Genomic DNA, 10351 nt, shown 5'->3' with positions numbered 1-10351 from the left:
CAGGCGGACAATCAGGGTCTCGATCTGGGCCGGCAGCTGGTTGGCGTAGCGGACCGGCCGCCTGGAGCGGTCGCTCAGCGCTTCGAGGCCATGCTCTTTGTAGCGGTCGAAAATCTTGTAGCCGGTCTTGCGGGAGATGCCGAACTCCCGGCACACATCCGTCATGGCCTCCCCATCCAGCAGGCGGGCGACAAAGCGCAGGCGTTCTTCCATCACCGAACTCGCTCTCCACGGCATCCACACCTCCCGCCCCAAAAAAGCGAAAAGTGTAACCCATGTGTCCGGTACGACCTGTCACCTATGTCTCGGGCCGCTCACAAGGGCTCCGGGCCGGACACAGCATCATCGGCGTTGATGGTCGCGACAACACGCCGCCGCTACATTGCGATCACATCGACTCGGCCAAGTGGCTTTGGACCATCCCGCGCGTCAAGAACGATGACACCGAATTTGTTATCTCGCTGTCCGATGCCGCGATGGACATCCTGCACGACATGCGGCGCCAAGACCGGCGGTAAGCGCTTGGTGTTTCCGGGCGAGCTGCTGTCCAACAATGCGATGCTGAGCGCGTTCGAGCCGATGAACGTCAAGGCGACGGCGTCCGGCATGAGCCGCGCCAGCTTCAAGACGTGGGCGAAGGAAGCGACGGCACACGCGACAAGGATTTAATCAATTGCGTGGTGTCGCACGGGCGCAAGGATAGGCTGGATGCCGCTATCATCGCGGGCCCAGTTGCTCGAAAAAGCGCCGCGTGCTGATGCAGGATTGGGGCGACTATCTCGGTAGCGCGCCGCCATCGCTGCGCGTCGTGGCGTAAGATGAGTCGATCACCTCGCCATTCGATTCGCGCGAGATGACTTGTTCCTGCACCTCGTCAGAGGTTGATGGCGCGCCTAGCGGAACCGCGCCATCCACCTCTCGGCCAATTGCACCATTGTGACCTCGCCGCGGATCGACACGACTGGACGAGTCACCTAAATGCTGCACTACAAACGACACGTACATTTACGTGCAATTAGGAACTTTACAGGAACGTTGGCCGTTCGCTATGACCGGTCCAGCGAGGGGAGTAGCTCAATGACTGATGATCTGAAGGCACTGATTGAGCGGGCTCGCCAGATTGAGATGACACCTGATCAATTGGGTGAGCAGCGGCGCAGCTTTGCCTATGGCAATACGCACATCGAGAACGATCGGATCACGCGCGAGATGGTAGCCGCGCTCGACAAGAAACTGCACGCAGGCGAGTAACAGTCGCGTAGCCGACGACCGGCATAGCGTTGCCGAAACGGCGCCACTTCTCAACGATCCCGATGAAATTGCGCGGCGTGAGGCCGAAAATGGCATTCGCCAATTCGACCTCGCGCTCGAAATGATTCGATCCTTTGTCAAGGACCCGGAGCGCCCTTTCCGACTGCGATCAAGCTTGATCTTGAAATTGCATCAAGCGGCACTCGACGGCATCCATCCGCTTGCCGGAACATGGCGCAACACGAACGTGACAATTCACGGCAGCAAACATCAGCCGCCGGAATCGCCACTTGTGTCCGAAGAAATCGAACACTTGTGCGACTACGTCAACGACAACTGGTCGAAGAGCGCGGTTCACCTCGCTGCTTACGTGTTGTGGCGCCTGAACTGGATTCATCCATTCGCCGACGGCAATGGACGCACAGCGCGAGCGGTGTCGTACGTTGTGATGAGCATCAAGCTGGATAGCTTGTTACCGGGAACGCCAACAATCCCGGAGCAAATCGCCGGCAACAAGACCCCGTACTATGATGCGCTTGAACATGCCGATCAACGTCTTGCTGATGGTGCCACAGACGTCAGCGCACTCGAAAAATGTTAGATGGGATGCTGGCGACGCAGCTAGTGAGCGCGGCAAAAGAAGCAAAGGGCGAAGTGAAGAGTCCGAATAACCGGACCTATCACCAAAAACAAACGTAGAAGCGCGGATGTCGACTTGCAGCTTGGAAGCGCTTCACGCTTGTCGTCGTCAACAATTCTCGGAGTACCGCGTGCCATTCAAGGGGGGAGGGCAACATTGCGCCGTTCTTTTCCCGGCATGGTCGGACCGTTATTGTAAAATAAGGAGGCGGTCGAGTTGCGGCCATCTCGCTAAGGTTGGCATCTGCGCGCGATGTATCCCATTGAATCCGTACCGTTGCGGACGATCGGCCAAACCATGCTATTGATCAGGTTGCCGAAACCGGAGCGAGTTATGCGGCCACTCCCTCCGCCATTGCCTTCCGCGAATCCTTGAAATGCAAGTTGCATCGATAGAATTAAAGGCTTTGCTCAATCACCCGGTTGTCACCCCCTGAATTTCCCGCTACGCCCGCCTCACGGCAGGATCTGCTCGACAGCCAGGGTGAGGCGGCGGCCATCTGACGTCCGAACGGTGAGAGGCCGGCTCAGGCTGCCCACGTCGCTGGTCGATAGATCGCGCGCGCGTCGCCCGGCGACCTCGGTGATGCGATCGCCGCGCTGCAGGCCCGCTCGTTCTGCCGCGCTGCCCTTGATGGCGTCCAGAACCTAGAAGCTCTCATGATCGGGCTTGTCGAAGATCATCCCCGTGCCACGGAGAGCTCAAGATCTAGAGGCATTCTCCAGGGCACAGGCGCCGAAGCGGGCCGCTTCTATTGACAAAGTGTGGGTATATACACATAATAACTCACGCTTGTCGACTCACAGAGTTGCGAGCGGCAATCGACATATGTGGTTCGGGTGGGCACCGCGCGAAACGCGGCTATCATTGATAATCCTCGTTTGCGCTACCGTCTCTCGGCCGTGGTCGCCGTGCTGCAGTAGACCTCATGAGGCAGCGAGCAACTTGTCGATCGCCTCGACAAAGGCTGCGAGATCGATGGGCGCACGCGCAGTCGCAATCTTGCCGTCCGTGACTGCAGGTTCGTCGACGAAGGTTGCGCCGGCATTTTCAAGATCCGGCTTGATGCTCCACCAGCCGGTGGCGCGCTTGCCGCGGAGCACACCCGCATCCGAAAGCACCCATGGACCATGGCAGATCGCAGTGACAATCTTGTCGGCGGCCGCCGCATCTTGAACGAAGCGAATTGCACCAGCCTCGGCACGCAACGCATCCGGATTCCAGACACCACCAGGTATAATCACCGCATTGTAGTCTTTGGCTTTCACCTCCTCCAATTCCCGATCAAATTTGATCCAGCCGCTCGTGGCGATATAGGTAATTGTGAGGATGTGCGTTTCGCGCACCGTCGGAATTTGAAGGCCGAGGAATTCCGGGTAGGTACGTTTCCTGGGCCAGGTCGACCTGGGCCCCGCGCGCCCGGAAGTACTGCAGCACGGTCGTCAACTCGATCTCTTCGACGCCATCGGTTGCGATGACGGCGATCTTCCTGCCACGATGAAGTGTCGGGTTTTCAGCGGGCACCAACCAGATATCGCGAATTGCGCTGTTCTCCGGCGCGTCAAGCATCTGCGCGTTGGAAAGTCTGGGCACCGACGGCGATGCCTCGATGTCAAGAAGTGCTCGGTACGGAGAGATGGTCCGCGTCATATGGCCTCCAGCATTAAGCCTTTTGGGATCATTGGCGCCGCAAAGCGGCGGCAGGTTGCGTCGCCAATCCCCGGCCCCAACGTAACCGCGACTTGGCAACCGGCATCTAGGATTGCGTGCCCGAGGGATTAGACATGGGATCCAGCAAAGACTTACTTCTCCGGAACGATAATGGTCCGGCTTGACGATTTGGCTGTCTTCACGCGATCCGCGGCCTTGGGCAGTTTCTCGCGGGCTGCACGCGAGATCGGGCAGCCTGCCAGCAGGGTCAGCGCGGCAATCAAGCGGTTGGAGAAGGAGCTGGATGCGCGCCTCTTCGCCCGATCGACCCGCAGCCTGCGGCTGACGACCGAGGGCGAACGTTATCTGCCCTATGCAACAAGAACGCTTGATACGTTGCGAGAGGCGAGCGAGGCCCTACGACGCGACAACGACCGTCTTCGCGGTCTCGTGCGCCTCTCGATGCCATCGGATGCCGGACGCAACTTGCTATCGTCCTGCCTCTCCGCTTTTTGCCGAAGCCATCCAGACGTCGAGTTGCAGGTCTCACTTTCTGATTGAGTTTCGCAAATCTTCAGTGACCCCGTTGACGCGGCGATCCGCTACGGTCGCGTTAGCGACGGCAGTTTTCTGGCATTGCCGCTCGCGCCCCGCAACCGGCGTGTGCTTGTTGCTGCGCCGAGCTATCTTGATCGGCGGGGCCGACCAAACTCTCTCGAAGCACTGGGCCAACACGATTGCCTGGCCTTCATGGCTGGCGGCACCATCTACGATAACTGGATTTTTGAGCCAGAGGGGAAGCGTCAAACAATTTCGGTCCGTAGCGTCATGACCAGCGACGACGGTGACCTTATTCGTCGCTGGGCGATCGATGGACGGGGTATCTCGTACAAATCCTGGCTGGATGTCCATCAGGACGTGGCAAGCGGTCGCCTGGAACCGATCCTGCCAGGCGTCACGGGAGAGCTTTATCCGCTGAACATGATTTGCCCTCATCGTGAGCAACTGTCGCCAATTGTGCGCAGGCTTCGCGAAACACTCCTCGGCTATCTGTCCGGCGTGAATTACAATCCGTGACCGACACTGGAGCTTCGGTTCTGATTGAAACAGAACCGTCCCGCCAGCAGCTTTATGCTGGAAGACGGGCCTGAAATAGTGCATTCTATTTGGGAACTAAGGCGTTGCGGTAGTTCCGATAACAGGACGCCGGCCTTGTGGAGGAAACCATGTCGCAGCCTCATGCATCATTTCCGTTCGTCCGGATGGTGGGAGGAGACCTCGTATCGTCGACGATCACCAGCACCGAGACGATGCGGATTGAGGTATTGCGGCGCGTCTCGAAGCCCAGGATGGAGTGGCACTTCCGTCAGCCAGAGGTCACGCTGTTTTGGTTTCGTGGCGGCGCGGAGGATTTGCAGGGCACCGTCGATGGACGCAACGGGGGATTTCGCTTCAATAGACATCTCAATCTCGCGCTCTTTCCGGCGTGCACTGAGATCCAGGGAGAATGGCTGGTTGGTCCGTCGCTGGATTACGTCGTCGTGTTCCTCGATCCCGGCTTTGTGCGCACCCGTCTCAAGGCCGATATCGACCGACCGCTCATCGGCTTCGCGCATGAGCCGCTGACGAGGGGCTTGGGTGAGCTTTGCCAGGAGGCCGTCGCTCCGGACAATGTCTTCGATCTTTTCGCAGAGGGATGGAGCACGCAAGCGTTGGCCCATCTTGCGCGGGTCACCCGTTTGGCTCATCAGGAAGGAAGAACATCGCGCGGCGGATTGCCGGCAAGAACCTTGCGGCACGTCGAGGAGTACATCAGGTCTCGCCTGGCTGAACCGATTTCGCTCGGAGACCTGTGCGGTGTCGCGGGCTTGAGCAAGCGCCATTTCCTGCGCGCTTTCCAGGAAAGCGTCGGGACTAGTCCGCATCGGCATGTGCTGAACTTGCGAATAGAGGAGGCGAAGCGTCGACTGGCCGGGTCCGATGAGGACCTGACGACGATCGCGTTTGCCTCCGGCTTCAGCCATTCTCAGCACTTCTCGACCACCTTCCGTCGTGCGACCGGGATGACCCCCTCGGCATTCCGTCGCTGCCGATTGGCGTAGCGCCCCGAGAACCGCGATTCGGCGCTTTTTGGCAAATTCCGGCGCTCTGACGGAAGTCACTCCAGTCGCTTCCTCCTAAACATCGCGGACTCTTGGCGATCCATCCGACGAATATGGACGCCATTCGGGTCGGATACGGAGGGAGGATAGCGTGGCCTATATGAGCAGGCTGTCGGCTGCATTGGCAGTTGTCGTGGTGGCATCGGCGTCGTCCATATGCGCCGAGGAGATCGCCCCTCTCAAAATCGGGCTCATGTTACCCTACAAGGGAGTCTATGCCGTTCCGAGCGAGGGGATAGATCGAGGCTTCCAGGTCGCTATTGCCGAATATGGCGGCAAGGTTGCCGGACGGCGCATCGAGATCATCCGTGCCGACGACGAGCTGACGCCGAACGTCGGCGTGCAGCAGTTCAATCGTCTCGTGCAACTTGAAAAGGTGGACCTGGTCGCGGGAGTGGTCAGCTCGAGTGTCGGGATCGCCGTGTCGGGCCTGGCCGATAAGGCGCAGATGCCGCTCGTTCTCGCCAACACCTTCGCCGACGAGATAACTGCAAAATTTTGCAGCCCATACGTCGCGCGAACCTCCTTCAGCGCGAACGGCTTTCTATACAACTCCGGCAAATACTGGGCGAGCCATGGGATCCGGACAGCGGTGATCATGGGGCCCGATTATTCGGCAGGTCATTCCTTCCTCGGCGCGTTCAAGCGCGGGTTCGAGGATGGTGGAGGGAAAGTCGTCCAGGAGATCTGGACGCCCTTCCAGAAAACAAAGGATTGGGCCGCCGCGCTTACCCAGGCCAGCAATTCCGGAGCGCAGATCATCTATTCGTTCTACGCCGGCGCGGAGGCCGTGCAGGTCGTCAAGCAGCACGCCGATTTCGGCTTGCGGGACAAGCTTCCGTTGGTCGGTGATCACTGGGTCTATGACAAGTTGAATTGGGGAGCTCTGGGCGAGCTCATGGTTGGGCCGAAGTTCGTCACGACCTATTTGCCGACCGTCAAGACCGAGGCGAACGAGAAGCTCGTGGCCCGGTATCGCCAGATGTTCAAGCAGGATCCCGAAGTCAACGCCGAGCTCGGCTACGACAACGGAAAGGCGATCATGCTGACGCTCGAGAAGCTCGGAGGCAGGATGCCGGCCGACAAGTCCCAGTTCATGACCACCATGCGAGGGCTGGTCTTCGATGCGCCGCGTGGAAAGATCCGGTTCAACGCGTCCAACAGCGCCCTGCTCGAGAAAGTCTACGTCGTGCAGTTCGCGAAGGATGCGGCCGGAGAGCCCGTTCCGCAATACGTCGATGAGTTCGCCGGCGCCGACGATCTGCCGGGCTGCACCAAGTCGTTCTGATCGAGGACGGGGCATCGACAGTGCAGCTATTCCTCACGCAAATACTGAATGGCCTGCAACTGAGCATGCTGGTGTTCCTGCTTGCGGTCGGACTTACTCTGATCTTCGGCCTGATGAATATCCTCAATCTCGCCCATGGCGCGTTCTTCACGCTGGGCGCCTATTGCGGGGTTGCCATCGCGGCTGCAACGGGCTCTTACTGGAGCGCGCTGGTCATGGGGCCGGTACTCCCGTTCGTCGTGGGCTTTGCGCTTCAGCTGCTCGTGCTGCAGCCGCTCGCTGAACGCGGTCGCTCCACCCATCTTGATCTGGCTTTGCTGACGTTCGGTCTGCTCTTTGCAACGGCAGGCGCGGTGGAATGGCTGTACGGCTCGGCATTCCATGCGATACCGACCCCGGCTCTGCTGAGCGGTCATGTCAGTCTGCTTGGCCTGTCCTATCCTGCCTACCGGCTCTTCATCATCGGCATTGGGCTTGCGGTCGCTGTCGGACTCAACTTCATCTTCGATCGAACGTTGATCGGCGCGACCCTGCGCGCCGGCGTCGACGATCGTGCGATGGTGACGGCGCTCGGCGTGAACATCAATGTCTTGTTCGCAGTCGTATTCGGCCTTGGTGCCGCGCTGGCGGGCCTTGCCGGCGTTGTTGCTGCGCCCCTCATGAGCGTCTACTCGCAGATGGGTATCGCCATTGTCGTCGAAACGTTCGTCGTCGTGGTCGTCGGCGGTCTGGGGAATCTGAAGGGCTCCTTCTATGCTTCCTTGATCGTTGGGATGACGGACGCGATGTCGCAGGCCTACCTTCCCGAGGTCGAGATGTTCGCGGTCTACGCGCTCCTGATCGGCGTCATGATCGTCCGCCCGCAGGGCCTGTTCGGCAGAGTTGGAAGGGTGGCATGAGCACTGAGGCCACGATCGTGGGCGCCGTGAGCGAACGTGCTGCCGCCGATCCAGTAAAGCAAAGTCAGCGTGTTGCCCGCGCAGTGATCGTCGCTCCCGTCCTGATGGTGCTGGCGCTGCCCTGGATATCGACGCCGTATCTCACGATACTGGCGATCGAGATCATGATCGCCGGGGTATTCGCTTCAGGAATCAACCTTCTTGTCGGGACCACAGGTCTCGTATCGCTTGGGCAGGCGATGTTTCTTGGGCTGGGCGGTTACGGCATAGGAATCGGAGCTTCGGTGCTGGGCTTGCCCTTGTGGATTTCGGTCCCCGCGACGTTGGCCCTGATCGGAGTGCTCGCGGTCGGCATCGGCGCAGTCTGTACGCGGACCCGTGGCGTCGAATTCCTGCTCATCACGCTCGCGTTTTCACAGCTGTTCTATGGGGCGGCGATCAAGCTGCGGCTCACCAATGGGTCGGATGGAATGTCCGGCATACCGCGTCCTGATCTAAGCTTCCTCGGCTTGAACAGCGACAATCCGATGGTCTTTTACTATTACGTTCTCGCCGTGACGGTGCTCGCTGTCGCGGTCGTGTGGCGCGTCGTCGAATCTCCGTTCGGCAGCGTGCTTGCAGCAATCCGGGAGAACGAGCGGCGGGCGGTTGCCATGGGCTATTCCGTCGATCGCTACAAGATCGGTGCCTTCGTGCTCGCCTCGATTGCGTGCGGTGTCGCCGGAATCCTGCAGGCGCAATATACCTACTTCATCAATCCGGATTCCATGAGCTGGCAATTGAGCGGTGAGGGCGTGCTGATGGTGATCATCGGCGGCGCGACGGCGGTTACCGGACCGCTCATCGGGGCGGCCGTTTTCGTTTTGGTCAAGCAGGGCCTGAGCGTCTTGACCACCGAATACATGATGTTTTTCGGCATCTTCTTCATGCTGGTGGTCGCATTCTTCCGCGGCGGAATCGTCGGCGCGGTGCAATCGTTGTTCGAGAAGAAGTCATGAACGCACTCGAGGTCAAGAACCTGCGTAAGTCGTTCGGGGGACTCGAGGTGATCTCGGACCTGAACCTGGTGGTGCCGTTCGGCCAGCGCCGCGCCGTGATTGGTCCAAACGGAGCGGGCAAGACAACGTTCTTCAATCTCATAACCGGTTGGACGCCGCCGACCAGTGGAGATGTGTGGATCGAGGGTCAAAGAGCGGTCGGACGTCCGGAGAAGATCGCGCGCTCCGGCCTGTCGCGGTCCTTCCAACGCAACATGTTTCTGGAAGATCTCACGGTCCTGGAAAATCTGCGCATTGCCTGTCAGGCATCGCACCCCTGCCGGCGCGTATTCTGGCGGTCCACCTCCGCGTTCGGCGAAGTCCTCGAGAGGGCGCGCATGTCCGCCGAACGAATGAACCTCGCCGATTGTCTGGAGACCAAGGCGAAGCACTTGTCCTATGGTCAGAGGCGTCAGCTTGAAGTCGCCATAGCGCTGTGCGCCGAGCCAAAGATTCTGCTTATGGACGAACCCGCCGCGGGGACGTCTCCGAGCGAGCGCGAACGTCTCATAAATCTGATCAACGAGCTTCCAAAGGATTTGACGATCCTGTTGGTCGAGCACGACATGGATGTGGTGTTCGCGATCTGCGAGGTCATCACGGTCTTGAGCTATGGCAAGGTGCTCGCGACCGGAACGCGCGAGCAGATCCAGCAGGATCCGGTCGTGATCGAAGCGTATCTCGGGTGCGGCCATGCTCGAGGTTAAGGACCTGCACGCCTACTATGGCGACAGCCACGTGCTCCAGGGTGTCTCCCTTGAGGTCGGAGCAAGCGAGTGCGTGGCGCTACTGGGTCGCAACGGTGCCGGCAAGAGCACGACATTGAAGTCAATCGTCGGTCTCATTCCGTCACGGCGCGGCAAGGTGGTGTTCAAGAATCGACAGCTTGATCGATTGCCCACCCATCGCGTGGCGCGGGCCGGCATCGCCTACGTTCCCGAGGATCGCGGCATCTTTCCTACGGTAACGGTCGACGAGCATCTCGGCATCGCCCTGAAGGCAGCGCGAGGCCGCTCGTCCAGAAGAACTGCAGACTACGTCTACCAGTTGTTTCCGCGGCTTGCCGAACGGCGCCGGAATCTCGGTGGTCAGCTCTCCGGAGGCGAGCAGCAGATGCTCGCGATCGGGCGTGCGCTCGTTTCCGGTCCGGATCTCCTGATCCTAGACGAGCCAAGCGAAGGGCTCGCGCCCGTGATCATCGACAGTCTCGCGGAAGTGCTGAACGCGATCAAGTCGGAGGGCACTCCGATCCTGCTGGTGGAACAAAACTATCATCTTGCGACCTATCTCGCACACAGGGTCTACGTCCTGAGCCAGGGACTCATTCGGTTCTCTGGTACTACCTCGGCCCTCATCGCGGACGAGACGGTGCGTCGCACCTACCTGAGCGTCTGATCTCGGTGAGGTAAACACTTGTTGTCCGA

The 10351-nt window shown here is 59.7% G+C and carries 14 protein-coding genes; 11 read left to right on the top strand and 3 right to left on the bottom strand.

Translation table 11 applies throughout. The annotated features are described in order from the left end of the window. On the bottom strand, window positions 1-213 hold a 213-nt coding region (locus tag K288_RS46705), incomplete at its 3' end, for a helix-turn-helix domain-containing protein (protein ID WP_244443180.1). 255 nt (window positions 214-468) lie between these two features. On the opposite strand from K288_RS46705, the gene K288_RS52660 reads away from it, so the two are divergent. The 3 genes from K288_RS52660 to K288_RS46700 all read left to right on the top strand — a co-directional run bounded on the left by K288_RS52660 (window position 469) and on the right by K288_RS46700 (window position 1852). After that, the gene (locus tag K288_RS52660) at window positions 469-669 is read left to right on the top strand and encodes a hypothetical protein (RefSeq protein WP_152535693.1); all 201 of its coding nucleotides are present in this window, start codon (window positions 469-471) and stop codon (window positions 667-669) included. Window positions 670-1077: 408 nt separating this feature from the next. Further along, window positions 1078-1251, top strand: coding sequence for a hypothetical protein (locus K288_RS54240; protein WP_201449731.1), 174 nt, complete (start codon window positions 1078-1080; stop codon window positions 1249-1251). 175 nt (window positions 1252-1426) lie between these two features. Beyond that, window positions 1427-1852 (top strand): Fic family protein, encoded by a 426-nt coding sequence (locus tag K288_RS46700; protein WP_343208588.1) that lies wholly within the window; start codon window positions 1427-1429, stop codon window positions 1850-1852. A gap of 965 nt (window positions 1853-2817) precedes the next feature. On the opposite strand, the gene K288_RS50220 is transcribed toward K288_RS46700, so the two are convergent. Then, window positions 2818-3159 carry a DJ-1/PfpI family protein gene (locus tag K288_RS50220; protein WP_201449730.1) on the bottom strand — a complete coding sequence of 114 codons (342 nt, stop codon included), beginning with the start codon at window positions 3157-3159 and terminating at the stop codon, window positions 2818-2820. Window positions 3160-3175: 16 nt separating this feature from the next. Continuing rightward, window positions 3176-3541, bottom strand: coding sequence for a hypothetical protein (locus K288_RS52655; protein WP_051334752.1), 366 nt, complete (start codon window positions 3539-3541; stop codon window positions 3176-3178). 171 nt (window positions 3542-3712) lie between these two features. On the opposite strand from K288_RS52655, the gene K288_RS54235 reads away from it, so the two are divergent. From K288_RS54235 to K288_RS0127260, 8 genes are all read left to right on the top strand, one after another. Continuing rightward, window positions 3713-4102: a LysR family transcriptional regulator gene (locus tag K288_RS54235; RefSeq protein ID WP_027582427.1), complete on the top strand. Its 390-nt coding sequence runs from the start codon at window positions 3713-3715 to the stop codon at window positions 4100-4102. Between the two features lie 9 nt (window positions 4103-4111). Then, window positions 4112-4618: a substrate binding domain-containing protein gene (locus tag K288_RS54230; protein ID WP_201449732.1), complete on the top strand. Its 507-nt coding sequence runs from the start codon at window positions 4112-4114 to the stop codon at window positions 4616-4618. 149 nt (window positions 4619-4767) lie between these two features. Then, entirely contained in the window at window positions 4768-5643 is an 876-nt protein-coding gene (locus K288_RS0127285; RefSeq protein ID WP_027582426.1) for an AraC family transcriptional regulator, read from the top strand. 160 nt (window positions 5644-5803) lie between these two features. Next, complete coding sequence (locus tag K288_RS0127280; protein WP_027582425.1) at window positions 5804-6991, top strand: ABC transporter substrate-binding protein; 1188 nt, start codon at window positions 5804-5806, stop codon at window positions 6989-6991. A gap of 20 nt (window positions 6992-7011) precedes the next feature. Beyond that, window positions 7012-7890: a branched-chain amino acid ABC transporter permease gene (locus K288_RS0127275; protein ID WP_027582424.1), complete on the top strand. Its 879-nt coding sequence runs from the start codon at window positions 7012-7014 to the stop codon at window positions 7888-7890. After that, window positions 7887-8888 carry a branched-chain amino acid ABC transporter permease gene (locus K288_RS0127270; RefSeq protein WP_027582423.1) on the top strand — a complete coding sequence of 334 codons (1002 nt, stop codon included), beginning with the start codon at window positions 7887-7889 and terminating at the stop codon, window positions 8886-8888. Before K288_RS0127275 ends, K288_RS0127270 begins: the two co-directional genes overlap by 4 nt. Beyond that, window positions 8885-9634 (top strand): ABC transporter ATP-binding protein, encoded by a 750-nt coding sequence (locus tag K288_RS0127265; RefSeq protein WP_027582422.1) that lies wholly within the window; start codon window positions 8885-8887, stop codon window positions 9632-9634. Before K288_RS0127270 ends, K288_RS0127265 begins: the two co-directional genes overlap by 4 nt. Further along, the gene (locus K288_RS0127260) at window positions 9621-10322 is read left to right on the top strand and encodes an ABC transporter ATP-binding protein (RefSeq protein WP_027582421.1); all 702 of its coding nucleotides are present in this window, start codon (window positions 9621-9623) and stop codon (window positions 10320-10322) included. Before K288_RS0127265 ends, K288_RS0127260 begins: the two co-directional genes overlap by 14 nt. Window positions 10323-10351 lie beyond the last annotated feature (29 nt).

This window comes from Bradyrhizobium sp. Ai1a-2 (assembly GCF_000426245.1).
Lineage (GTDB): Bacteria > Pseudomonadota > Alphaproteobacteria > Rhizobiales > Xanthobacteraceae > Bradyrhizobium.
Note: the sequence above shows the minus strand (reverse complement) of the source record. Positions and strands in the feature narration are given on the sequence as shown.

Bases quoted from the DNA above. Each gene is read 5' to 3' on its own strand.
- K288_RS52660 (WP_152535693.1), top strand. From the start codon at position 469: ATGCCGCGATGGACATCCTGCACGACATGCGGCGCCAAGACCGGCGGT.
- K288_RS0127270 (WP_027582423.1), top strand. From the start codon at position 7,887: ATGAGCACTGAGGCCACGATCGTGGGCGCCGTGAGCGAACGTGCTGCC.
- K288_RS0127265 (WP_027582422.1), top strand. From the start codon at position 8,885: ATGAACGCACTCGAGGTCAAGAACCTGCGTAAGTCGTTCGGGGGACTC.
- K288_RS0127285 (WP_027582426.1), top strand. From the start codon at position 4,768: ATGTCGCAGCCTCATGCATCATTTCCGTTCGTCCGGATGGTGGGAGGA.
- K288_RS0127260 (WP_027582421.1), top strand. From the start codon at position 9,621: ATGCTCGAGGTTAAGGACCTGCACGCCTACTATGGCGACAGCCACGTG.
- K288_RS54240 (WP_201449731.1), top strand. From the start codon at position 1,078: ATGACTGATGATCTGAAGGCACTGATTGAGCGGGCTCGCCAGATTGAG.
- K288_RS0127280 (WP_027582425.1), top strand. From the start codon at position 5,804: ATGAGCAGGCTGTCGGCTGCATTGGCAGTTGTCGTGGTGGCATCGGCG.
- K288_RS54235 (WP_027582427.1), top strand. From the start codon at position 3,713: ATGGTCCGGCTTGACGATTTGGCTGTCTTCACGCGATCCGCGGCCTTG.
- K288_RS52655 (WP_051334752.1), bottom strand. From the start codon at position 3,541: ATGACGCGGACCATCTCTCCGTACCGAGCACTTCTTGACATCGAGGCA.